This is a genomic window from Myxococcales bacterium, assembly GCA_016712525.1.
GTDB lineage: Bacteria > Myxococcota_A > Polyangia > Polyangiales > Polyangiaceae > JAAFHV01.
Genome location: JADJQX010000008.1, coordinates 1,006,361 through 1,028,689, shown reverse-complemented (window position 1 = coordinate 1,028,689; position 22,329 = coordinate 1,006,361). Strand labels below are relative to the sequence as shown.

20 protein-coding genes are annotated in these 22,329 nt (G+C 68.6%); 9 read left to right on the top strand and 11 right to left on the bottom strand.

Annotated elements, in window-relative coordinates; all coding sequences use genetic code 11:
- Position 1 precedes the first annotated feature (1 nt).
- From IPK71_33965 to IPK71_33940, 6 genes are read left to right on the top strand one after another with little or no spacing between them, the layout of a single operon-like run.
- On the top strand, positions 2-826 hold the full coding sequence (locus tag IPK71_33965) for an OmpA family protein (GenBank protein MBK8218762.1): 825 nt from the start codon (positions 2-4) through the stop codon (positions 824-826).
- Positions 827-830: 4 nt separating this feature from the next.
- Positions 831-1,751 carry an SCO family protein gene (locus IPK71_33960; GenBank protein ID MBK8218761.1) on the top strand — a complete coding sequence of 307 codons (921 nt, stop codon included), beginning with the start codon at positions 831-833 and terminating at the stop codon, positions 1,749-1,751.
- A gap of 54 nt (positions 1,752-1,805) precedes the next feature.
- A complete protein-coding gene (coxB, locus tag IPK71_33955) occupies positions 1,806-2,762 on the top strand; it encodes a cytochrome c oxidase subunit II (protein ID MBK8218760.1) in 957 nt (318 codons plus the stop codon).
- A 15-nt stretch (positions 2,763-2,777) separates the two neighbouring features.
- A complete protein-coding gene (ctaD, locus tag IPK71_33950) occupies positions 2,778-4,442 on the top strand; it encodes a cytochrome c oxidase subunit I (GenBank protein ID MBK8218759.1) in 1,665 nt (554 codons plus the stop codon).
- 52 nt (positions 4,443-4,494) lie between these two features.
- The gene (locus IPK71_33945; protein ID MBK8218758.1) at positions 4,495-5,220 is read left to right on the top strand and encodes a cytochrome c oxidase subunit 3 family protein; all 726 of its coding nucleotides are present in this window, start codon (positions 4,495-4,497) and stop codon (positions 5,218-5,220) included.
- A 13-nt stretch (positions 5,221-5,233) separates the two neighbouring features.
- Positions 5,234-5,701 carry a cytochrome C oxidase subunit IV family protein gene (locus IPK71_33940; GenBank protein ID MBK8218757.1) on the top strand — a complete coding sequence of 156 codons (468 nt, stop codon included), beginning with the start codon at positions 5,234-5,236 and terminating at the stop codon, positions 5,699-5,701.
- Between the two features lie 128 nt (positions 5,702-5,829).
- On the opposite strand, the gene IPK71_33935 is transcribed toward IPK71_33940, so the two are convergent.
- The 10 genes from IPK71_33935 to IPK71_33890 form a co-directional block, all read right to left on the bottom strand.
- Positions 5,830-7,209: a copper oxidase gene (locus IPK71_33935; GenBank protein MBK8218756.1), complete on the bottom strand. Its 1,380-nt coding sequence runs from the start codon at positions 7,207-7,209 to the stop codon at positions 5,830-5,832.
- A 4-nt stretch (positions 7,210-7,213) separates the two neighbouring features.
- Positions 7,214-8,638: a TolC family protein gene (locus IPK71_33930; protein ID MBK8218755.1), complete on the bottom strand. Its 1,425-nt coding sequence runs from the start codon at positions 8,636-8,638 to the stop codon at positions 7,214-7,216.
- Positions 8,635-8,991 carry a hypothetical protein gene (locus tag IPK71_33925; GenBank protein ID MBK8218754.1) on the bottom strand — a complete coding sequence of 119 codons (357 nt, stop codon included), beginning with the start codon at positions 8,989-8,991 and terminating at the stop codon, positions 8,635-8,637. The genes IPK71_33930 and IPK71_33925 overlap by 4 nt, the downstream gene beginning before the upstream one ends.
- A 111-nt stretch (positions 8,992-9,102) precedes the next feature.
- The gene (locus IPK71_33920) at positions 9,103-10,974 is read right to left on the bottom strand and encodes a hypothetical protein (protein ID MBK8218753.1); all 1,872 of its coding nucleotides are present in this window, start codon (positions 10,972-10,974) and stop codon (positions 9,103-9,105) included.
- A gap of 96 nt (positions 10,975-11,070) precedes the next feature.
- The gene (locus IPK71_33915; protein ID MBK8218752.1) at positions 11,071-12,300 is read right to left on the bottom strand and encodes a hypothetical protein; all 1,230 of its coding nucleotides are present in this window, start codon (positions 12,298-12,300) and stop codon (positions 11,071-11,073) included.
- 150 nt (positions 12,301-12,450) lie between these two features.
- A complete protein-coding gene (locus tag IPK71_33910) occupies positions 12,451-13,344 on the bottom strand; it encodes a hypothetical protein (protein ID MBK8218751.1) in 894 nt (297 codons plus the stop codon).
- Complete coding sequence (gene pap, locus IPK71_33905) at positions 13,337-14,962, bottom strand: polyphosphate:AMP phosphotransferase (GenBank protein MBK8218750.1); 1,626 nt, start codon at positions 14,960-14,962, stop codon at positions 13,337-13,339. Before pap ends, IPK71_33910 begins: the two co-directional genes overlap by 8 nt.
- Positions 14,963-15,042: 80 nt before the next feature.
- Entirely contained in the window at positions 15,043-16,311 is a 1,269-nt protein-coding gene (locus IPK71_33900; GenBank protein MBK8218749.1) for a hypothetical protein, read from the bottom strand.
- 39 nt (positions 16,312-16,350) lie between these two features.
- Positions 16,351-16,860 carry a hypothetical protein gene (locus IPK71_33895; protein ID MBK8218748.1) on the bottom strand — a complete coding sequence of 170 codons (510 nt, stop codon included), beginning with the start codon at positions 16,858-16,860 and terminating at the stop codon, positions 16,351-16,353.
- On the bottom strand, positions 16,857-17,477 hold the full coding sequence (locus IPK71_33890) for a sigma-70 family RNA polymerase sigma factor (protein ID MBK8218747.1): 621 nt from the start codon (positions 17,475-17,477) through the stop codon (positions 16,857-16,859). Before IPK71_33890 ends, IPK71_33895 begins: the two co-directional genes overlap by 4 nt.
- A 109-nt stretch (positions 17,478-17,586) precedes the next feature.
- Between IPK71_33890 and IPK71_33885 the strand changes: the two genes are divergently transcribed.
- The 3 genes from IPK71_33885 to miaA are packed head-to-tail and all read left to right on the top strand — an operon-like array spanning position 17,587 to position 20,949.
- Entirely contained in the window at positions 17,587-18,207 is a 621-nt protein-coding gene (locus IPK71_33885) for a hypothetical protein (protein ID MBK8218746.1), read from the top strand.
- Positions 18,204-20,036 (top strand): DNA mismatch repair endonuclease MutL, encoded by a 1,833-nt coding sequence (gene mutL, locus IPK71_33880; protein MBK8218745.1) that lies wholly within the window; start codon positions 18,204-18,206, stop codon positions 20,034-20,036. Before IPK71_33885 ends, mutL begins: the two co-directional genes overlap by 4 nt.
- Positions 20,023-20,949: a tRNA (adenosine(37)-N6)-dimethylallyltransferase MiaA gene (gene miaA / locus IPK71_33875; protein MBK8218744.1), complete on the top strand. Its 927-nt coding sequence runs from the start codon at positions 20,023-20,025 to the stop codon at positions 20,947-20,949. The genes mutL and miaA overlap by 14 nt, the downstream gene beginning before the upstream one ends.
- Here miaA and IPK71_33870 read toward each other — a convergent pair.
- Positions 20,943-22,328 carry an HTTM domain-containing protein gene (locus IPK71_33870; GenBank protein ID MBK8218743.1) on the bottom strand — a complete coding sequence of 462 codons (1,386 nt, stop codon included), beginning with the start codon at positions 22,326-22,328 and terminating at the stop codon, positions 20,943-20,945. The two genes, miaA and IPK71_33870, sit on opposite strands and share 7 nt — an antisense overlap.
- Position 22,329: the final 1 nt, after the last annotated feature.

Sequence of the window (22,329 nt, the reverse complement as noted above, 5' to 3'; positions counted from 1 at the left end):
CATGGGTTTCGATAAATCCGAGCCAAAAACAGGGTTCATCGCCAAGGTGGGTGTCATCGCGCTCGTCTCCCTCGTCGGGGTGAAGTTCGCGCTCGACTCGTACTTCGTGCAGATGAACGAGGCCGTCGCGGCCGAGAAGATGCCCGCCAACTACGAGCCTCTCCAGAAGCTCCGCGAGGGCGAGCAGAAGAACCTCAACTCGTCGCCCACGCCGATCTCGGTCGCGATGCAGCAGCTCGCGCAAGGGGCTCGCCCGGCCGACATCGCGCCTCAGCCGTCCGACGATCTCGGTCCGATGACAGGCTGGTCGAAGGCTCCCAAGAAGGGCCTCGCGGTCCCCTCGGGCGCCGAGGTCCAGGCCTGCAAAGACGCCTCGAAGAAGGACGCGCGCCTCGCCCTCGAAAAAGAGGTCAAGGCGCACGGCGGCTCGGTCAACTTCAACGACATCGACTTCGCCCCGGGCTCGGACAAGATCAGCACCGACAAGCCCGAGAGCGCGGCCGCGTTGAAGGAGCTCGTCGCCTTCGCGCAGTCGTGCCCCGAGCTCCGCTTCGACATCACCGGCCACACCTCGAAGGAGGGCGCGGCCGACAAGAACCAGAAGCTCTCGGAGCAGCGCGCCGCGTCCGTCAAGAAGACGCTCGTCGCCGCGGGCGTTCCCGAAGCGGCCGTGGGCAAGGTGACGGGCGCGGGATCGACGCAGCCTGCCATCCCCGAGCCCGAGGCCGACTCGGACGACGCGAAGAAGCTCGGGCCCGAGAAGCTCGAGGCCATCCGCAACGTGAACCGGCGCATCACCATCACGGTCACCACGCACTGCCCCTGAGACGATGACCCGCTCCGCTGCCCTCCGCGCGCTCACGGCGCTCCTCTTGACGGCCATCTGGCTCGTCTCGGGGAACGCGCGCGCGCAGAGGTTCCAGCCGGACAGTGAGGTCAAGGCGACCCCGGCCGTGATGCCGAAGGAGCTCGAGCACGTCGCCGTCAAGGAGCACCTCGACGGCCCGCTCCCGCTCGAGACCGAGTTTCGCGACCACACCGGCGAACCGGTGCGGCTCAAGCAGTTCTTCGATGGCAAGCGCCCCGTGGTGCTCGTCTTCGCGTACCACTCGTGCCCCGTGCTCTGCAGCATGGTGCTGAGCGCCGTGGTCCGCTCGCTCGGGCAGACCACCTGGACGGCGGGCAAAGAGTTCGAGGTCGTCGTCATCTCGATCGACCCGAAGGACACCCTCGAGCGCACCTCGGCCAAGAGGGCGAGCGTCATCGCCGACTACGGCCGAGGTGACGGCAAGGGCTTCCACTTCCTCGTCGGCACCAAGACCAACATCGACCGGGTTGCCGAGGCGGTCGGCTTCTCCTACGAGTACGACGAGCGCCAGCAGCAGTACGCCCACCCCTCGGTGATGATGCTGGTGAAGCCCTCGGGCCACATGGCCCGCTACCTCTACGGCCTCGAGTTCGACCCAGGCGACGTGCGCCTCGGCCTTCTCGAGGCCTCCGAGGGCCGGAGCATCTCCACCGTCGAGCAGATCATTCTCTATTGCTACCACTACGACCCCCAGGGCGGAAAATACGTCCTCGTCGCCACCCGCGTCATGCAGGTGGGAGGAGGTGCGACGGCGCTCCTCCTCGGGGCCGTGCTCACCGTATTTTGGGCTCGTGAGCGGCAAAAAGGCGGGCTATTGGCAAAGCTCGAACCGAAGCATCAGCGCCCCCGCCCGAACCCCGACGCCCCGGCTTTTCACACGTAAGAGATTTCCCCACGTTCGGGTGCCCCGCACCGCCAACGTTCCCGAGAGCGCACGATGATCGTACCCCAAGAGCAGAACTTCCAGCTCCCCCCGGCCATGTCGACTGGCGCCGCCGAAGTCGACTGGCTGTACATGTTTCTCTACTGGTTCTCGGTCGTCTTCACGGTGGTGATCTGGGGTGCGACCGCCTACTTCGTCGTGAAGTACAAGCGCCAGAAGGGCGTGAAGGCCGAGCCGACCCAGGACTACACGAAGCTCGAGCTCTTCTGGACGATCACGCCGCTCATCGGCATCGTCTTCCTCTTCCACTGGGGTTACACCGCGTACGTCCACAACGCGACCGCGGCCGAAGGCTCCATGGAAGTCCGCGTGCGCGGCAAGCGCTGGAGCTGGGCCTTCGAGTACCCCACGGGCGACTCGGAGCCGAACGACCTCTACCTCCCGGTCAACAAGCCCGTGAAGCTCATCCTCTCCTCGGAGGACGTGCTCCACAGCTTCTACATTCCCGCGTTCCGCCAGAAGCGCGACGCCGTGCCGGGCATGTACAGCTTCATCACGTTCACGCCGAACCAGCTCGGTGAGGCCCAGGTGTTCTGCGCCGAGTACTGCGGCAAAGACCACTCCTACATGCTCGCGAAGATCCACGTCGTGACCGACGAGGAGTACAAGAAGCACATCGACGAGCTCAGCAAGATGCCGAACGAGTTCGCGTCGCTCGGCGTCGAGGGCCCCGCCAAGTGGGGTGAGTCCCTCTTCAAGAAGAACAACTGCACGAGCTGCCACTCCGTCGACGGCTCGAAGATCGTCGGCCCCTCGATGAAGGGCATCTTCGGGACGCCCCAGCCCACCAACGCCGGCTCGATCGTGGCCGACGAAAACTACCTCCGTGAGTCGATCCTGAAGCCCCAAGCCAAGATCGTCACCGGGTTCGAGAACGCGCAGATGCCGCCCTTCGTCTTCAAGGACGCGCAGATCGACGCCCTCATCGCTTACATCAAGTCCGTCAAGTAGAGGACCGGAGAGACCATGGCAGCCGTAACGACCCCGCATACCGGCGAAAACGGACACGGGAAGAACGAGGAAAAGAGCTACCTGGAGGTCGAGAAGGGCCTCTGGAGCTGGATTTACACGCTCGATCACAAGCGGATCGGCGTGATGTACCTCATCTCCGTCCTCATCTCGTTCCTCATCGGCGGCATCTTCGCGCTGGTGCTCCGTGTCGAGCTCTTCTCGAAGGGCCACACGATCATGGACCAGGACACCTACAACAGGATGTTCTCGCTCCACGGCGTGGTGATGGTCTTCCTCTTCATCATCCCGTCGATCCCCGCAGCCCTCGGGAACATCTTCCTCCCGATCCAGCTCGGCACGAAAGACGTCGCCTTCCCGAAGCTCAATCTCTTGAGCTTCTACATCTACGTCTTCGGCGCCTGCTTCGGCCTCTACAGCATGGTGAACGGCGGCGTCGACACGGGCTGGACGTTCTACGTCCCGTATAGCTCGTCGTCCGTCGTGGGCTCGCAGAGCTCCGTCGTCCCGATGACGCTCGCCGCGTTCATCATGGGCTTCTCGTCGATCCTCACCGGCGTGAACTTCATCGCGACGGTCCACAAGATGCGCGCGCCCGGCATGTCGTGGCGCCGCCTCCCGCTCTTCATCTGGGCCCTCTACGCGACCTCGGTCATCCAGGTCCTCGCGACGCCGGTGCTCGCGATCACGCTGCTCCTCCTCACGATGGAGCGCGCGTTCGGCCTCGGCATCTTCGACCCGCGCCTCGGCGGCGACCCGGTCCTCTACCAGCACTTCTTCTGGTTTTACTCGCACCCGGCCGTGTACATCATGATCGTCCCCGGCATGGGCGTCGTCAGCGAGATCATCGCGACGTTCAGCCGCCGCGAGCCGGTCGGGTACATGTTCATCGCGATGAGCTCCCTCGGCCTCGCGCTCGTCGGCTTCCTCGTGTGGGGTCACCACATGTTCGTCGCCGGTCAGAGCGAGTACGCCACGATGGTGTTCTCGGCGCTCACCTTCCTCGTCGCCATCCCGTCGGGCGTGAAGGTCTTCAACTGGGTCGCGACGCTCTACAAGGGCTCGATCTCCCTCCAGAGCCCCATGCTCTGGGCCCTCTCGTTCATCTTCCTCTTCACGATCGGCGGCCTCACGGGCCTCTTCCTCGGCACCCTCGCCGTCGACGTGCACCTCCACGACACGTACTTCGTCGTCGCGCACTTCCACTACGTCATGGTGGGCGGCACGGTCATGGGCTTCGTCGGCGGTCTCCACTACTGGTGGCCCAAGATGACCGGTAAGATGTACGAAGAGAAGCCGGCCGTCGCGGGCTGGGCCCTCGTCTTCATCGGCTTCAACGTGACCTTCATGTCGCAGTTCGTGCTCGGCTCGCGTGGCATGCCGCGCCGCTACTACGATTACCTCCCCGAGTTCGAGGGTCTCCACCGCATGTCCACGATGGGCTCGTGGATCCTCGGCGTGGGCTTCGTCATCCTGCTTTACAACTTCGTCCAGTCGCTCATGAGCGGCAAGAAGGCCCCCCGGAACCCCTGGGGCTCGGCGGCCCTCGAGTGGCAGACGACGACCCCTCCGCCCCTCTACAACTTCGTGAAGTCCCCGGTCGTCACGCGCGGCCCCTACGAGTATCACCTCGCCACGGACGAAGAGCTCTCCGAGGACTGAGCGCGAGCCCCTTTCCGTCCTACCGCCTCCCCCACACGAGTCGAGAATTCTCATGAGCACCGAAGCCGCGACCGCCGAAGGTCACGACGCCGAAGGGCACGACAGCCACGACGACCATGGCCACCATGGGCCTGCCTGGCTGCAGCACCACTTCGACACGCCCGCGCAGCAGTTCGACACCGCCAAGATCGGCATGTGGGCCTTCTTGGTCCAGGAGCTGCTCTTCTTCAGCGGGCTCTTCGTCGCCTACGGCGTGTTCCGGAACTGGTACCCGGAGATGTTCGTCGCCGCGTCGCACCAGCTCAACAAAGAGATGGGCGCCGTCAACACCGTGGTCCTCCTCTTCTCGAGCTTCACGGCGGCCCTCGCGGTGCGCTCGTCGCAGCTCGGAAAGAAGGACGAGACCGGGCGCTACATCCTCGCGACCATCGCGTGCGCCTGCATCTTCCTCGTGATCAAGTACTTCGAGTACTCGCACAAGTTCCACGCGGGCCTGCTCCCGGGCAGCTACTTCCACCCGCACATGGACCACTTGAAGCCGGGCTCGGCGCCCCTCCCGGGCAACGCGCACATCTTCTTCTCGCTCTACTTCATGATGACCGGGATCCACGGCATCCACGTCATCATCGGCATCGGCATCTTCATCTGGCTCTACATCCGCAACCAGCGCGGGGACTTCTCCAAGGAGTTCTTCACGCCGGTCGACCTCGCGGCCCTCTACTGGCACCTCGTCGACCTCGTGTGGATCTACCTGTTCCCCCTGATGTACCTCATCTGAAGCGAGCCCCATCATGAGCGACAACCACGACTCCAAACACGCCCACGACGATGGGGCCGTTCACGCCCACGTCGGCTCCGTCCCGTTCTACGCGGGGATCTTCATGGGGCTCCTCTTCCTGACCGCGCTCACCGTGGGACAGTCCTACGTCGACCTCGGGAAGCTGAACCTCGCGGCCGTCGTGCTCATCGCGAGCCTCAAGGCCTCGCTGGTCATCCTCTTCTTCATGCACATCCGCCACGACCACAAGTTCAACGGTCTCATGGTGGTCGGGTGCATCGCCTTCATCGGCGTCTTCTTCGTGTACACCTTCAACGATGTCGGTCACCGCGGAGAGTTCGACTCCGACTCGAGCGTCTGGGTGAACCCGCGGAACGGCGAGCTCGCTCCCGGCTCGATGGAGCCTCGCAAAGAAGAGCCGGCCCACGCGGCCGCGCCCGCCGGCGAGGGTGCACCTGCCGCGGGTGGCGCGCACCACTGAGACGCGCCTCGGCGCTCTCCGAAGGCCTCTCGCCCGAACGCGAGGGGCCTTCTGCTTTTGTGCGTTTCAGGATCGCGGAATGGTTCGTAACCCGTGGATGTCTTTCATGAATCGAGGTCTCGGGCGGCTCAGTGGCCCGCGCCGCCCTGGCCCTCTCGGCCGCCGTGAGGACCCGCGGGAGGGGGCTTCTTCGCGGGGGGGATCTCGACGCCGTCGGCCTTCATGCGCTCGGGATCGGCGAGCGTGGCGACGGTGCCCGCGGGGTGCGCGTACCAGCCATTCGGATCGGCGCTCGCCGGGTTCTCGCGGACCTTGAGGACCGTGAACATGCCGCCCATGTCGATCGAGCCGAAGGGGCCCGGCCCTCCGCGCATCGGGAGGCTGTTCGGCGGGATGGGCATCTTCATGTCGCCCATGTTCCCCATGCCCTTCGTGCCCATCGTCATGTAGCCGGGCATCACGCGGCGCATGCGCTCGTCGACCTTCTTCATGTCGGCGCCCACGACCGGCGCGAGCCCGTGGCCCATCTGGGTCATCACGTGGTGGGTCATGTGGCAGTGCATGGCCCAGTCGCCCGGCTCTTCGGGGACGAGCTCGATCACGCGTGTGCTCCCCACGGGCACGAGCACGGTGGTGTCGGGGTGTTGAGCGGACTCGGGAATGTAGCCGCCGTCGGTCGCGGTCACGCGGAACGAGACCCCGTGGATGTGGACCGGGTGGTGGTCCATCGGGTTCAAGTTCCCGAGCCGAATGCGGACACGCTCGCCTCGACCGACCACGAGCGGCGCCGTGCCCGGGAACACCTTGCTGTTGAAGGTGAGGAGGTTGAAGTCCTTCATCTCGTTCGGATCGGGACGGCTCGCCCCGACGTCGAGCTTCCACTCGTGTGTCATGAGCACGAAGTCGCGATCGACGCGCGGCCCACGAGGCACCTTGGGGTGCACGACGAACATGCCGGTCATGCCCATCGCGATCTGGGTCATCTCGTCGAAGTGCGGGTGGTACATGAACGTACCCGGGTAACGAACGGTGAATTCGTAGACGAACGTCTCCCCGGGGGCGATCGCGCGCTGCGTGAGGCCAGCGACGCCGTCCATGCCGTTCGGCAAGATGAGCCCGTGCCAGTGGACGGTCGTGGGCTCGTTCAGGCGGTTCGTCACGTAGAGCCGGAGCTTGTCCCCCTCGATGACCTCGATGGTGGGGCCCGGGGTCCCTCCGTTGTAGCCCCAGCAGGTCGCCGTGAGCCCAGGCGCGAACTCGTGCGAGACCTCTTCGGCGACGAGGTGCCCGATCTTCACGCCGCCCACCGTGCGGAGGGGCAGCGTCGTCCCGTTCGGCGTCGTGACGGCGATCTGCCCGCCCGGCGCGACGACACGTGTGCCCGCGGGAGCCTGACCGCGATCCACGAGGCCCGCCGCGGCGCGCTCGGCCTCGGCGCGGTCGACCTTGGCCACGATGGCGGCCCCGAGCGCCGCCCCACCGTACTGGAGAAAACCTCGTCGATTCATGGAGTTAGTGCCCTCCTGTGGGCGCGGTCATGCGCGTGGGTGCGGGGCCTTCGGGGCCTCCTCGAACGCGCTTCCCGGCGAGCAAAGCGTCGAGCTCGGCGACCGCCGTCCAGTACTCGGCGACCGCGTCGACTCGGGCGAGCTCGGCTTCGAGCTCTTCACGGTGCGCTTGGAGCAGCGGATAGATCCCGATCTGCATCGCGTTGTACTGGAGCAGCGTCTGCTCGGTGACCCGGTGCTGCGCGGGGACGATGACGTTCGTGTATTGGCGTGCCCGCGCGTGCGTCGAGACGACCCGCGCGCGCGTTTCCCGCGCCGCCGAGCGAACGTCGACGGCGATCGCGAGGTAACGCTCGAAGGTCGCGTCGAGCTCGGCCTCGAGCGCGCTCACCTGGCCCTGCTTTCGATCGAACAGCGGCACTCCGACGGCGATGCCGCCTCCGAGGCGCCACGGCCCCATGCCCGAGCCTCCCGAGGGGGCGTCGGGGTTGCCCGTGAGCCCGTGCACGTCGAGGGCGACGTCGGGCACGAGGCCCTCGACGCGGGTGATGCCGGCCCTCCTCGCGAGGCTCTCGATGCGGTGCTTTCGCTCGACGAGCTCGAGGCTCGCACGGAGCGCCGCGGTCTCGATCTTCTCGGGGATCGGCGCGCGTTCGGGCGGAGGAGGCAGCGGGCCCGCGAGCTTCGTGTCGGCCTCGTCGCCGTGGGTGCCCTGGAGGCGGCGGAGCTCTTCGCGGGTCGAGACGACGTCGAGCTCGAGCTTCGCCACGACGACCCGCGCGCGCTCGAAGGCGGCCTCGTGGCTCGCGAGGGCGAGCTCGTTCACGTTGCCGGCCGCGTGCATGGCCCTGGTCGCGTCGCGCGAGGCAGCGAACGCGTCGAGCACCTTCTGCGCGAAGGCGAGGCGCTGCTCGGCCGCTTGGGCCCGGTAAAACGCCGCGCGCACGCGGTATCCGAGGTCGACGACCTCCCCTGCGACGCGCACCCGTGACGCCTCGAGCTCGGGCGCGAGGGCACGCGCGCGCAGCGGGGCCAGCACGGCGCGGGTCACGTCGTACTCGACCCTGGCCTCGAGCGTCGTGTTGCGCTCGGGCAAGAGCTCGAGCTCCACGAGGGGGTTCGGCAGCGTCCCCGCTTGGGTGATTTGCCCTCGAACGACGCCGAGCTCCCGCAGCCTCGCGCGGAGCTCCCGGTTGTTCAGCAGGGCGACCCGCACGGCCGCCTCGACGTCGATGGGCTTCGCGAGGATGCCGCGCACCTCCTCGGTCGTCACGAGCTCGACCTCGCCCTCTTCCAGCGGCGAGAGCTTCTTCGTGGAGGAGAGGTCGCGAACGCGGCTCACGTCGGTCGCGAGCGGAGGAGGCGCGCACGCGGCGGCGAGGCACACGAGCGCCACACCCAAGAGCGTCGACCCGGCCCGCAAGCTCATTTGGTTTTCCTTAGGGACATTCCACACTTGGGGCATACGTCCGGCTTGCTCGCCGTGACCTCGGGGTGCATCGGGCACGCGTACACGTGCGTCGAGGGGCCATCGTCCGCAGGGTCGTCGGGTGCGCGCAGGCCAGGCCACCCTTCGGTCGACTGTCCAGGCAGCGGAGGGTCTCCCGAGAGCGCCCGATCGACCCGCGCGGGTGGAAGCTCGGGCGCCTGGGTCGACGCCGGCGACGCGCGAGGAAACGCATCGGGGACGGTGCGCGACGCGCAGCCCACCGCCGTGACGAGCACGAGGGGCCCGAAGCGGCAGAGGACCGTACACAGACGGGAGACGAGCGCGTGAGGCATGGGAACGCCTCGTTCTAGTTCATGGGCCTGCGAGGCGTGACCCACGAACGACAAAAAGGCGACGGCGCGAGGACCCTTCGAGGGACCCCGCGCCGAACGTGGCGTCGCGCTTCAGCGAGCGCCGCGGAGGGCCGTCGCCACGATGCCCCCGATGGCCTGCTTCGGCGCGTCGATCGTCACGAGCGCCGTGCCCGCCGGGCCCGAGAGGCTCGGAGATTCGTTCTTCAACGTGATGCGGATCGGTACCTTCGTGTCCGCCGAGCCAGCGCCCCCGAGGCTCGTGCGCCGAATCCCTCGCCCCATCGCCACCATCCACCCGATGCCTCGAGGCGTGAGGAACGCGCCACGATGCCCGTTCGCTTGGAGCACCTCGGTCGGGAGCCCTGGCTGCTTGACCGCGTTCGACAGCGAGGCCGCGAGCTTCGCCGTGAGGACCTTCTCGTCGCAGCCGAACCCGGCGGCGGAGCCCTCTCCGTCCTTCGTGACGTAGAGGTGGCACGAGGCCTTGCGCTTCGGCTCCTTCACGTCCTTCGGCGGCGTGTACTCGCGCGCCAGCACGTAGTGGAGCGTGCCGGCAGGGAGCCCTCGAGGGGCGGGGCCGGGCTTCCAGGACATCTTCCAACCGTAGGGGGACTTGTCCTGCGATTTGGCGACGAGCGAGCCCACAAGACCGCCGAAAGACTTCGTGTTTTCGGACACTTGTGCGAATGGGCGGGTCAGGTGGACCAGGTGGAACCCGAGCTTCGCGAGCTCGGCGTTCATCTCTTTCTCGCGGCGCGTCTTGTCGTCGGCGGTGCGGACCGCGTCCTCGGCTTTGGTGACGCTCTCGGCGTCGAAGCCTCCGCCGTAGGACCAAGCCGAGTCGAACATGGGCGCGAGCTTGTCGAACGCGAGGCGCGGGATGTCGGCGCGCTCCTTTTCGGTGAGGCCCGGCGCGTCGAGCATGATGTCGGCCATGGCGCGCTTCGCCACACCCTGGAAGTGCTCGATGAGCGCGGTCGGCGTGCCGGTCGACCAGAGGCCGAAGGCGGTGTCGGCCGGGAGGCGCGACACGCTCGCCGGGGGAGCCGCGGGGAAGCCTTGCCCGAGCGCGAGCTTGGTCGCGGTCGCGTTGGTCGACTTGAAATGCACGCGGAGCTGAGCGCGCGCGCCGTCTCCCTTGGTCTCGATGTCGAGCGTGATTTTGTCCGAGTCGGTGGCGAAGTCGGTCGCGTCGCCCACGAACGTCTCGACGAGCTCGGTCACACCGGGCTTCTTCCGTAGGCCCGAGCCGAGCTCGTTCTGCGCGAGCTTCGGGAGGAGGCGCCGCACGCCTTCGATGCCCTCGCGCGCGCGGCCCGTCAGGACCTCGACGTGCACGTCGCCGGTGACCACGGGATCACGGGAGAACGTCCGGGTGAGGTACGGCGCGAGCGTCTCCACGCCTGCGACCTCGCCGCACACGAGGCGGGCCGTGGCGGGGCCGGCGGCGGGCGCGAGCACACACGTGTGCGGCTCGGCGCCTTCCTCCTCGGGTGGCAGGATCCCCTCGACGCGGAGCGCGCCGTTGTCCGAAGGGATAAGCTTGTACTTTCCAAGCTTCTCCTTGGCGTCGTCGAACGACTTGAGCGGGATCGAGATCGCCATGACGGGCTTCGGCATGCGCCCGGCCCCCGCGAAAGCGACGGCGAAGTCGACCGTCTTCTCCATGTCGACGGCCTTGCCCAGCTCCTCGTTCGTCGCGAACGCGACCATCTCGGCGGCCGAGGGTACGGGCATGCCGGAGAGCATCGCCGCGTGTTTCGCGGTGTCCTCGGGTTTCCCGAAGCGGCCGCGCACGATGAGCCCCGCGGGCTCGGGGACGGGGCTCGTGTCCGGCGGCGGTGGCGCCTTCACGACCTCGGCCGTGGGCTTCGGCGTGGGCGCCTTGGGGGGTTCCGGGGGCGGTCCACCGCACGCGACGAGGACGATCGGAGCGAGGACGAGAGTACGGAGAGAGCGCATGGCAGGAAGGCTACATCCCTCGCGCTTGCGTCGATACTACGGAAATCAGGGACGAACGCCCCCTTCCGCGAACGGTGGGGCGCGCCCGATGCCCGGTCAGAACTCGGCGCCCACGAAGATGCGCGGGCGGAAGTCGACAGCGGACCCCAACCCCGCGCCAGCTCCCCCGAGGGCAGCGCCAGCGGCCGCCCAACGCACGTCCAGACCGACGGGGCTCAGCCCGAGGTGGAAGTGGCCGAACACCAGGTTGACGCGCACGTCGATGCCGCTCGACAGGGCGGCGAAGCCCGCGTTGTTCGCCCCGGCGGCGCTCAGGTTGAGGATCGCGATCGTGGGCTCGATCTCGACGCGCATTTTCTCAGTTTTGTGGGCGTTGAATCCGAAGCCGAGCGTCGCGGGCTCGATGCGGAACCCTTGGATCGAGGCCACGCCGATCTTGGCCTGAGAATACGCGAGCGTCAGGTGGTAACGGACGAGGCTCTTCCCGAACGAGAACTCGACGCCGATGTGGTGCTGGAGCGCGTCGAGGCTGAGGTCGTTGTTCCCGTTCAGCGGGATGTGTGGAAAGTACACGGCTCCGATGCGGGTGCCCGGCACCTTCGGCTTCGGGGGCTCCGGCTCGTAGTTCTTCGGCTCCGGGCGGGGGTTCCCTTGAGGGTCGGCCGGGGCAGGGACCACCACCGGCGGGGGAAGCGTGCCTTGCCCAGGGACGAGGGCGAGCGAGACCGAGCGCGTCTCTTTCTCTTTGAGCGCGACCTCGAGCTGGGCGTCTTTGTAGCCGTCCGCGCGCGCGACGATCTTGGCGGGTCCAGGGTTCACGGGGCGCCCCACGCCGACGAGCTCGGTCGGGATGATGACGTCGTTCACGACGAGCTGCAGGTTCTTGAGCTGCTCGGGCTTCGGCGAGAGCTCCACCTTGAGGGTCGGGATACGGGCGCGAATTCCGGGCAGCTCGGCCTCGGCTTGGGCCTTCGCCTGCACGAACACCTCGGGGGCTCCGGGGGCGAGCTGCGCGCGCTTCAGGGTCTCGTAGGTCTCGGCGGCCTGCACGAGCTTGCCGAGCATGACCTGGCACTGCGCGATGTGGAGCAGGTGGGTCGGCGCGTCGTAGAGCTTCTGGGCCTTCTCGAAGAGCACGAGCGCGTCGGCGTACTTCCCCGAGTCTTGGGCCTTGGCGCCGTCCGCGAAGAGCGTGCGCGCGGTGGCCTTGCGTTCGGCCTCGGAGAGCTGCGCTTGCGCGTGCGCCGGGCGAGGCGCGAGGGCACAGACGGCGGAGGCGAGAGCGAGGGTGGTGACGACGAGGCGGCGAGAGAGGAAGGCGCGCATGATGGCTCGGGGGAAGGGGCCGCGGAGGCAGACCGGAGATCCCTACCGTACACCACATGTCCCACCGAGAAGAGTCGCGATTTCGCTTCGAGGCCGACGACGGATCGACGGCCTGTTCCCTACCAAGGCGCTCGCGGCAGCCGTGCGCGCTCAGGGAACGCCGGCGGCCTTCGTCGCTCCGCCTTGGCACGTCGGGCAGAAGTAGGTGGTCCGTGGGGGGTGGCCTTGCGGGCGGGTCACGATCCGCGTCCCACACGCGCGGCAAGGCTCGCCCGAGCGGCCGTAGACCCAGGTGGTCTCGCGGCGGTCGGCTGGGCGATAGGGGTCGGGCCTTCCACGGGTCATACGAAACGGCGTCGCGAACGGGGCCGAGTCGTCGTCGCGTGGTGCGCCGCCCCTCCGCGCGACCGAGGCCCGCAGGAGCTCGACCGCCTTGGTGACGACGCGCCCGGCCGTCTCTTCGGTGCAGGATGCACATGAAAGGAACGGGTCGGCCTTCGCGAGGAAGAGGGCCTCGCACTTCACGATGTTGCCGACACCTGCCATGACCCGCTGAACGAGCAGGGCCTCGCCCAAGGTGCCGTCGTAGGCGAGCACCTTCTCGACCACCTCGGGCTCGGAGATCTCGCCACGCAAGGGATCCGGGCCGAGCCGCGCGCGGATGGCGACGAGCTCGCTCCGCGTGACGAGCCGCACGACGGGCGCCCCGAGGAAGAGCAGCGTCGTCGTGCCCTCTCCTTGCGCTTCGGAGGCCGCCCCCTCGCGAGGGCCGAGGACGAGCCGCGCCCGGAACGCGCCGCCGGAGGCGTTCCCCCGAACGACGCGCGGCTTGCCCGTCATTCTCAGGTGAACGTGCACGACGAGGCCCGAGGAGAACTTGAAGAAGAGGTTCTTTCCGTGGGTCTCGATCTCGTCGAGCGTCGCCCCTCGGAGCCTCCCGAACGAGGGCCCCGGGCCGCGCGTCTCGGCGTCGAGCACGGCGCGCCCGACGCACTCCACACGCACCCGCGACGCCGCGCGAAAGACCGAGTCTCCCTCAGGCATCGCCGGAGAGGAGGGCCTCGAGCCGGTCGCCGAGGTGCTCGAGGACGGCCACGCGCGTGTAACGCTTGTCGTTCGCGGGGATGACGTACCACGGCGCCTCGTGGGTGCTCGTGCGCTCGAACATGTCGTTCGCGGCGCCGACATAGGCGTCCCACCGCTCGCGGTTCCGGAAGTCCTCGTGGGTGATCTTGAAGCGCTTGTGGAGGAGCTCTTGGCGCTCCTTGAAGCGCCTTAGCTGCTCGTCCTTCTCGATCGCGAGCCACACCTTCACCACGGCCACGCCGTGCGCGCGAACGTCGTCCTCGAAGCGGACGATCTCGCCGTACGCCCGGGCGATCTCGTCCGGCGTGGCGAAGCCCTCGACGCGCTCGACGAGCACGCGGCCGTACCACGAACGATCGAAAATCGAGAACCGCCCGTGCCGCGGTAACTTGCGGAAAAACCTCCATAAATAGGGGTAGAGCCGCTCCTCCTCGGTGGGCGCGGCGATCGGCACGACCTCGTAGGTGCGCGCGTCGAGCGCCCGAGTGATGCGCCGGATCGCGCCGCCTTTGCCGGCCGCGTCCATCCCCTCGAGCACCACGGCAGCGCCGTGCTTCGGGAACCGCTTGTGCCGCGTGAGGAGCGCGAGCCGTCGCTGTGCGCGCTCGAGGCGCTTTCCGTAGGTGTCGTCGTCGAGGACCTCTCCGTAGGCGAGGTCTTCGATGCGCGTGGCCGGCGCGAGGCGGCGCTTCGTCAACGGCGCGGGGAGCACGAGCTTCGGCGTGCTCTTGGTCGTGCCCTTGCCCTCGGCGGCGCGTGAGGGCTCGAGCGTCGCCCGGATGGCCGCGGTGAGCGCGCGCCCACACTCGAGGCTCGCGGCGCGAGGCCGCGCTCCATCGATGATCTGCCACGGGGCCTTCGGGGTGCTCGTGGCGCGGAGCACGCTCATGGCCCCTCGGTGGATCTCCGCGTGCCGACGGTTCGCCTCCCAGTCGTCGCTCGTGACGCGCCAGCGGGTGTCTTTGTCGCCTTCGAGCTCACGAAAGCGCTTCTTTTGTGCCTTCTTGTCGAGGTCGAAAAAGAGCTTCACGAGGTGCACGCCGTTGTCGGCGAGGGTCGCCTCGAGGCCGAGCACGCGGGAGACGTCGACCTTCTTGCCCTTGGACGCGGCCGCGATCAGCTCCTCGTACCAGCTCGAGAAGTAGAACCCGACCTGGCCGCGTCGCGGGAGGTCTCGAAAGAACCGGAACGAGAACGGGTGCTCGTTCTCTTCTTCGATGGGGGCGCCGTAGGCAAAGGTGCGCACGTGCCTCGGATCCATCCACTCGCCGAGCAGGTTCACGGTCTCCCCGCGTCCCGCGCCGGCGAGCCCGTTGACGAGCACGAGCACCGCCTTGGGCTTCTTCTCGACGAGCGCGAGCTGCGCGGCGAGCAGCTCGTTTCGCACCTCGGTCTCCAGCTGGTCGAAGGTCTCGCGGTCGAGGTCGGCGTGCTCCGCGCCGCTCTTCGGGCGGGCCTCTTTCGCCCGAGGAGCCTCCTTCGCGCGGCCCCTCGGGTTCGTGCGCCTCTTGCCCTCGGAGGCGGGCGGGGCAGAAGGCTCGGGACGTGCGCGGCGCTTCGGGGCTGTCTTGGCCATGGGAGACCCAGGCTTACAAAAAGTCTCGGCGCGCGGAAGTGCCGCGCGCCGAAAATCGACCGTCTCTCCGGAGACTCACCTCACCGGTACGGACCTTCGCCGTCGAGCTCGGCGGCGTTCACCTTCTTTCGTGCAGGGAAGTAGCCGGCGAAGCGCGTCGACACGAGCACGCCAACGCCGACGAAGAGGAGCGCGAACGTGAGCGGAGGCCCGACGAAGGGCAGGGGATACACCACGAGGAAGACCCCGCACCCGACCGCGAGGTGCACGTACACGTTCTCGCTCTTGTGTCGGACGAGGGCCGCGCCGAGCACCGTGAGCGCAGCCACCATTCCACCGTAGAGGCCCACGACACCGAGCAAGACCCCGATGAGCGCGACGGGGATGCCCACGACCGTGATGCAGAGCACGACGACCGCGACGAGGAAGCCCACGAAGCCCACGATGCCGAGCCCGACCTGGCGCATCGGAGAGCGCGCCACCTCGACCCGCAGGGTCTCCATGCGCTTCGGAGCGACGGCGAGCATCACGACGCCGAGCACGAAGAGGAGCGCCGTGTTGGAGATGGCGTCGCCGACACGGCGGAGGAACCCCTTGTCCTCGTTCTTCGTGCCCTCCGAGTGTTCCGTGCCGACCGCCGAGCCCTCCCCGACCTTCGCGCCCTCGTCCTTGTGGATGGTGCCTCCGAGCGTCAGCGTGTGACCGCGCACCTCGGCGCCCTTCTCGATCTCCACGTGGCCGCCCATCGTCGTGATGTCGCGCTCGATGACCGCGCCGTCGTGAAGGGTGACCCGACCTCCCATGACCGAGAGATCTCCCGTGACTCGCCCGTAGACGTCGCACGAGCCACCCATGACGGTGACGTGCCGCGCGACACGACCTTTGGAAATTTCGCCGTGCCCGCCCATCACCTTCACGTCGTCGTCGCCGTTCGTCGTCGTGACCCCGTCGGCGGTCGCCGCGTCCTTCGGGGGCGTGGCGTCGGCGGCGCCAGCGTCGCGGACGTCGATCCGCACGAGGGTACCCTTGCGGGTCGCGACGAACTCTCCGTCGTCGAGGAGCGCCTCGAGCACGTCGGCCGGCGGCTGCTCCGTCAGCGACAAGGCGATCGTGCGGTCGGACGCGACGGCGCTCTTGTCCGTCACGACGAGCGACCACCCCGCCGCCGAGGCGAGCTTGTCGAGGCCATCCGCGCGCGGCCCCTGGTACTTGAACGAGACGGGCTTCTCGTCGGTCGGCCACGCGCCCTTCTTTTCGACGGACGCGAGGGCCTGACGAGGCACGAGGAGGGCGAGCGCGAAGAGCAGGGTCGCGAGCGCCGCTATGGGGTCGAAGGTGCGTGTTTTCATGATATGTTCCGTGGTGTTGCGTGTGGCGTAAAGTGTGTGTCAACCCTTTTGCGCGCGGGTCTCCCTCCGCGCGACGAGGGTGGCGATGGCGAGGAGGATGGCGGCCGCGGCGACGGACGCGGCGAGGCGCCCGTGCTCCGCGTTCCCCAGCGCGGAGGCCGCGTGGGCCGCGGCGCGGACGAGGGTCGGTGCGCTGTCGACGAAGGTGTGGGCCCCGCCGATCACGTCGGACGGGAGGGATACGAGCCGCGGCAGCGCGCCGAGCACGGCGAGGGCGAGTCCCAACGCGAGCGCGACGTAGGGTGAGTCGACCCGCGTCGCGGCGGCGTGTTTCTCACGGAGATGGGCGCGCACCTCGGTGTCGGCCCGGAGCGACAGCAGCGCGGCGTTGCCGAGGTGGGCGTGGCAGGTCGGGCAGGCGAGCACGTGGTTCTTCAACGCCTCGGGCACCACGTCGTCTTGCCCGTCGGCGAGGCACGTCAGCGCCACGTCGCTCGCGTGGCCGTCTTCGGCGTAGAGGTACTCGTCGGGAAGCGTCTCGGAGCTCATGGCGTCCTTCCGGGAGGTTCGGGGAGAGGCTCGGGGGCCTCGGCGAGGGCCTCGGCGATGGCGCGCCGCCCCCTCGTGACCCAGGTGGCGACCGTGCCCAGCGGGACCGACAGTCGCTCGGCGATGGCCGCGTACGCGAGGCCCTCCCCGTGGAAGAGCTCGAGCGCGGCGCGAGGGCCTTCGGGGAGGCGGGCGATCGCGGCGAGCACCCTCGCGCGCCGCTCTTGCTCGAGGAGGGATTCGCAGACGTCGCTCGCCGGGTCGGCCAGGCGCTCGACGAGGAGCGACGGCGAGCTCTCGGGCGCGGCGGGGCCTTGGCCGTCGTCGAACCGGCCGCGATCGCGGCGCCGGACGCGGATGGTGTCGAGCGCGACGTGCCGCGCGATCCCGAGGAGCCACGGCCGTGGAGGCCCCGACGGGCGGGATTTCCCCTCGACCGCACGCCGGAGCGCTTCCTGCGTGACGTCCTCGACGTCGGGGTGGTCGAACGGCTCGCGAAGCACCTGCGCGACCACGGCCCGGACGAGGGGGCGGAGGGCGGCGATCTCCCCGGCGAAGGCCGGATCGGCCTTTCGGGGCAAAAGCGCATCGGCCGTGGTGAGCAACGCCGCGAGCATCGCAAAGGAAGTCGACGGGAGGCGGGCGAAAATTTCACGTCCTCCGGTCGATTTCCGCGATTTGGGGGAAATTCGAGGGTTTGCGTGCTAGTCGAAGGGCGTGGAACCGGTGGCTTCGAGCCCTTCGAAGGGGCGTCCGTTCTTCCTCGTGCTCGCGTTCGTCGTGTGCTTCATGCTGGGCACGAGCGGATGGGTCTCGGGCTGCGAGACGATCTCGTACTACCAGGCCGACGAGACGCAGGTGCGCGCGGCCGGCCCCGTGATCCGGAACCCCGAGGACAAGCCCCGGGTCGACGCCACGACCGACCACTACATCCGCGTCCGCGACGACGCGAAGAAGGTCGCCTTTCCCCTCGGGGTCGCGGCGTTCGTGCTCGGCGCGGCGCTCCTCTCGCTCGCGGCCCGCGGCCTCGCAGGGAAGCCCGGCGGTCGAAGCGCCCTCGTGCAGATCGTGATCGCGCAGACGGTGCTCGCCTACGCCTCGTTCGGCGCGACGCGCGAGGTTCGTTGGGCCGAGCGTGAGAAGGTGGTCGCCGAAGGGCTCGCCGGCGCGAAGCCACCCCCACCACCCGAAGAACGCGCCCAGGTCGAGGCGGGCTTTCGTGGTCTCTTGACGCTCTTCTATCCGGCCATGCTCGGGGTGCGCACGATGATGGCGCTCTTCGTCGTGCTCGCGCTCACCCGTCCGAAGGCGAGGGAGCTGCTCGAGCCTGCGGGCGCCGAAGAGTGAACGGAGAGGGCTCTCCGCGGATCCGAAAGCTCTCCGACGCGCTAGCGAACCAGATCGCGGCGGGCGAGGTCGTGGAGCGCCCGGCGAGCGTGGTCAAAGAGCTCGTCGAGAACGCGGTGGACGCGTCGGCGACACGTGTGACCGTCGAGGTCGAGCAAGGAGGCCTCGCCCGGCTCGCCGTGACCGACGACGGCATCGGCATGATCCGCGAGGACGCCGAGACCTCGCTCGAGCGCCACGCCACCAGCAAGATCGCCCGCATCGAAGACCTCGAGCGGCTCGCGTCGTTCGGATTTCGTGGCGAGGCGCTCCCGAGCATCGCCTCCGTCTCCAAGCTCACCCTGACGACCCGCGTACATGGTGCGAGCGAGGCCTACCGGGTCGAGGTCGTCGGGGGAAAGGTCGCGTCTCGTGGGCCTGCCGGCGCGCCTCCGGGCACGCGCATCGACGTCGTCGATCTGTTCTTCAACGTGCCGGCGCGCCGAAAATTCTTGAAGGCTCCGGCCACCGAGAGCGCCCACGTGGGGGAGGTCGTCTCGAACGCGGCGCTCGCGCGTCCCGAAATCGCGTTCCGGCTGGTACGCGACGGCAAGGTCGCCCGCGACTACCTCCGCGCGCGCTCGCGCGGAGAGCGCGTGGCTCAGGTGGTCTCGGGCGAAGAGCTCCGCGAGGTACGCGGCGCGCGTGGCCCCTACCGCATCGAGGCGTACCTCACGTCCCCCGAGCGGGCGCGGAGCGGCGCCGTTGGCCTCGACGTCTTCGTCAACGACAGGCCCGTGCGGGACCGAGCGATCGCCCGCGCGGTGGCCCAGAGCTACGGCTCGGTCCTCCCTCCGGGCCGCTACCCTGTCGGTGTACTCTACATCGACATGCCCCCCGAGGGGGTCGACGTCAACGTGCATCCGCAGAAGGCCGAGGTGCGCTTCCACGACGCGCGCGAGGTGCAAGGCGCCGTCATTCGCGTGCTCAACGAGGGGCTCGGTCGGGTGTTCGCGATCCCGGCGCTCGGCCTCGGACCGTCGCGTGTCCCGGTGATCGCAACGGCCGGCGACACGCCCTCGCCCTCGCACTCGGCGCCCCCGATCACGCTGCCCTCGCCGATCCTCGCGGCCACCCCTGCGTCGCACGCCGAGCTCCGTGAGCCCGCGGTGCCGCCCTACGTTCCCTCGCGTGCGGCGAGCGCGCTCTTCCCGGAGGCGCCCACCGAAGACCTCCACGGCGCGCTCTTCGCTCCCGCGGTCGAGGGGTTCTACTCGAAGCTCCGGTACCTCGCGCAGTCTCGAGAGACCTTCCTCCTGTGCGAAGGCAGCGACGGGCTCTACGTCTTGGACCAACACGCCGCCGCCGAGCGTGTCGCCTACCACGCGCTCCGGCGAGCGTATGCCGAGCGCAAGGTGGCCTCGCAGACCCTGCTCTTGCCGGAGCTCGTCGAGGTCGGAGAGCGCGCGGTGGGGCTCCTCGACGAGGCCGCCGAAGAGGTCTCGCGCATGGGCCTCGATGTGCGGGCTGCGGGGGAACGCACGCTCGCCGTGCACGCCGTGCCGCTCCTCCTCGCGCGAGGCAAGGCGAGGCCCGGAGATCTCCTTCGTGACGTGCTGTCGGAGCTCTCGCGCGTAGGGGGCCGCGCGTTCGGCGCGCGGGTCGATCTCGTGTTCGCGACCATGGCCTGCCACGCCTCGGTTCGCGCGGGAGACACCCTCGACCCGATGGAGGTTCGTGCCCTCTTGTCCGCGCTCGACGAGGTCGACTTTTCGGGACACTGCCCCCACGGCCGCCCCATCGTCATGCGTCTGTCCTTCGAGGAGCTCGCGCGTCGTGTCGGACGGTGACCGTCGCGCGAGGCTCGACGCGGCGCTCGCCCACGTGAGTGAGGCAGGAGACGCGCTCGTGTGCGTCGTCGGTCCGACGGCTTCGGGCAAGACCGATCTCGCCATCGACCTCGCGTGCGCGCTCGGTGGAGAGATCGTGAGCGCCGACAGCGTGCAGGTCTACCGACGTTTCGACGCCGCCTCGGGGAAACCCTCGGAGGAAGAGCGCACCCTCGCGCGTCACCACCTCGTCGACGTGGCCGACGGGCTCGAGCCGTTCGACGCCGCCAGGTTCGTCGTGATGGCCGACGCCGCGATCGCGGACATTCGCGCGCGCGGTCGGCGACCTATCGTGTGTGGAGGTACGTTCTTGTGGGTGAAGGCGCTGCTCTCGGGGCTCTCCGCGGCGCCGCCGGGCGATCCCGAGGTCCGCGCGCGCCACGCCGCGCTCGTCGCCGAGAGGGGGAGAGAGGCGCTTCACGCTCGCCTGCGCGAGATCGATCCGCGCATGGCCGAGCGCCTGCATCCGAACGACGTCCTCAGGGTCGGTCGCGCCCTCGAGGTGTTCGAGGTGTCGGGCAGGCGGCTCTCCGAGCTTCAAGAAGCGCACGGCTTCCGCGAGGCGAGGTATCCGTCGCTGCTGCTCACCGTGGCGCGTAGCCAAGACGAGCTCACCGAGCGCCTCCGGCTCCGCGTGCGAGGGTTCGTCGCGAGCGGCCTCGTCGCCGAGGTCGAAGGGCTCGTCGCCGACGGATACCGCGAGGCGCGCGCGATGGGCTCCGTTGGGTACAAAGAGGCGCTCGCCGTGCTCGAGGGGCGCCTGCCCGAGGCCGAGCTCGAGGACTCCATCGTGCGCGCGAGCCGCGTGTTCGCGCGACGCCAGCGCACGTGGCTCGGCCACGAGCCCGTGATCTCCCTCGGGCGCCGTCAATAGAGCGGGCGCGACGTCGGCGCCGGCCGCAGGAAGGTGTACGGTCCGAGCCCGTCCTCGACCTCGGCGAGATCGACGGTCGGCTCGACGAGGGGCTCGGGCGCGCGGCCGTTGAGCGACACCTCCGAGGTCGTCGCGTAGACGCGCGCACCGGGCACACCCCGCCGCGCGAAGTCGTCGCGCACCATGTGGGCGAACGCGATGATCATGTCGGGCTGGGTCGACATCTGTTTGGCCTGTTGCGGAGTGAGGTAGTCGTGCGGTTCGACGCCGAAGCGCCTCCCCGTCGCGGGGTCCACGACGGTGAGCTCGAGAGAGCCATTTTTCTCCATGAGCATCACGTGCCACGAGAACCGAAAGGCGTTCTCGGTCCATAGGCCATTTCCGGGGTAGGCCAGGTGACGGAGCGGGACCGTGACCTGGAGCGCGACGTACCCGAGCACGAACGCGTAGAGCGCGGTCGGGAGCGGCTTGCCTCGGCGCGGGCCGGCCGCTTCGGGTGCCGACAGACCTTGGACCCAGGGCAGACGTCGCGGGTAGCTCGGATCGAGGAAGAGCAGCGAGCCGAACATCATCACGTAGGGGAAGAGGCCGATCTGGAAGAGCATGGCCGTGAGCACGTGAAAGACCACCACGAGCGCGTAAGCGACCTTCCTCGTGGGCCGCGCGAGGAGCAGGAACGGGATCGAGAGATCGTAGGCCGCGCCCGCCCAGCTCATCGCGAACGCGACCCACTTCCTGGCAAAGAGCGGTCCGAGCACCGGCATTCCAGCATGGGAGGAGAGCCAGATGCCGAGAGGCTGCGCGTGGAGTAGCCAGTCGGGGCGGAGCTTGGCGAGCCCACCGCCGAGGTACACGCACGCGAGCTGGAATCGAAAGAGCCAAAGCCACAGGCGCGGAACCCGGTTCGGCGCGAACCCGCGCGCGCCTCGGCCTATGGGCGCGAGCGTCACGAGCAGCAGCACGAGGCTGATGAAATAGTAGTGATTGAGGTAGTTCGTCTTGTCGCAGAAGTGGGCGTACGAGAAGACCACGAAGGCGGCCCCTCCGACCCCTCGGTGGTGGGCGCCGTAGGCGAGCGCGAGGCCGAGAATGCCAATCGCGGCGTAGAGGACGAGCATCCCAGGGTAGGGGAGTGGCCTGACGAACGAGAGCCCCTCGTACGGAAAGAACCACGTGGGCTCGACGTAGTACTTCGTCACCCACCCGTGCACGAAGAAGCGGGCCGCCGCGACGACGAGCGTCAGCCCGAGGCCCACGCGAAAGAGCCCGAGGGACGCGCCGTCGACCTCGTCCTCCAAATATGCCCGGAGCTCGGCGAGGCGCGCGCCGACCTTCGAGGAGGGACCAGGTCGGGCCGGGGCATGCGTGAGGGTGACCACG

Bases quoted from the DNA above. Each gene is read 5' to 3' on its own strand.
- coxB (MBK8218760.1), top strand. From the start codon at position 1,806: ATGATCGTACCCCAAGAGCAGAACTTCCAGCTCCCCCCGGCCATGTCG.
- IPK71_33930 (MBK8218755.1), bottom strand. From the start codon at position 8,638: ATGAGCTTGCGGGCCGGGTCGACGCTCTTGGGTGTGGCGCTCGTGTGC.
- IPK71_33890 (MBK8218747.1), bottom strand. From the start codon at position 17,477: ATGCTCGCGGCGTTGCTCACCACGGCCGATGCGCTTTTGCCCCGAAAG.
- IPK71_33915 (MBK8218752.1), bottom strand. From the start codon at position 12,300: ATGCGCGCCTTCCTCTCTCGCCGCCTCGTCGTCACCACCCTCGCTCTC.
- IPK71_33895 (MBK8218748.1), bottom strand. From the start codon at position 16,860: ATGAGCTCCGAGACGCTTCCCGACGAGTACCTCTACGCCGAAGACGGC.
- IPK71_33920 (MBK8218753.1), bottom strand. From the start codon at position 10,974: ATGCGCTCTCTCCGTACTCTCGTCCTCGCTCCGATCGTCCTCGTCGCG.
- IPK71_33945 (MBK8218758.1), top strand. From the start codon at position 4,495: ATGAGCACCGAAGCCGCGACCGCCGAAGGTCACGACGCCGAAGGGCAC.
- IPK71_33940 (MBK8218757.1), top strand. From the start codon at position 5,234: ATGAGCGACAACCACGACTCCAAACACGCCCACGACGATGGGGCCGTT.
- IPK71_33925 (MBK8218754.1), bottom strand. From the start codon at position 8,991: ATGCCTCACGCGCTCGTCTCCCGTCTGTGTACGGTCCTCTGCCGCTTC.
- IPK71_33965 (MBK8218762.1), top strand. From the start codon at position 2: ATGGGTTTCGATAAATCCGAGCCAAAAACAGGGTTCATCGCCAAGGTG.
- IPK71_33900 (MBK8218749.1), bottom strand. From the start codon at position 16,311: ATGAAAACACGCACCTTCGACCCCATAGCGGCGCTCGCGACCCTGCTC.
- IPK71_33935 (MBK8218756.1), bottom strand. From the start codon at position 7,209: ATGAATCGACGAGGTTTTCTCCAGTACGGTGGGGCGGCGCTCGGGGCC.
- IPK71_33960 (MBK8218761.1), top strand. From the start codon at position 831: ATGACCCGCTCCGCTGCCCTCCGCGCGCTCACGGCGCTCCTCTTGACG.
- ctaD (MBK8218759.1), top strand. From the start codon at position 2,778: ATGGCAGCCGTAACGACCCCGCATACCGGCGAAAACGGACACGGGAAG.
- pap (MBK8218750.1), bottom strand. From the start codon at position 14,962: ATGGCCAAGACAGCCCCGAAGCGCCGCGCACGTCCCGAGCCTTCTGCC.
- IPK71_33910 (MBK8218751.1), bottom strand. From the start codon at position 13,344: ATGCCTGAGGGAGACTCGGTCTTTCGCGCGGCGTCGCGGGTGCGTGTG.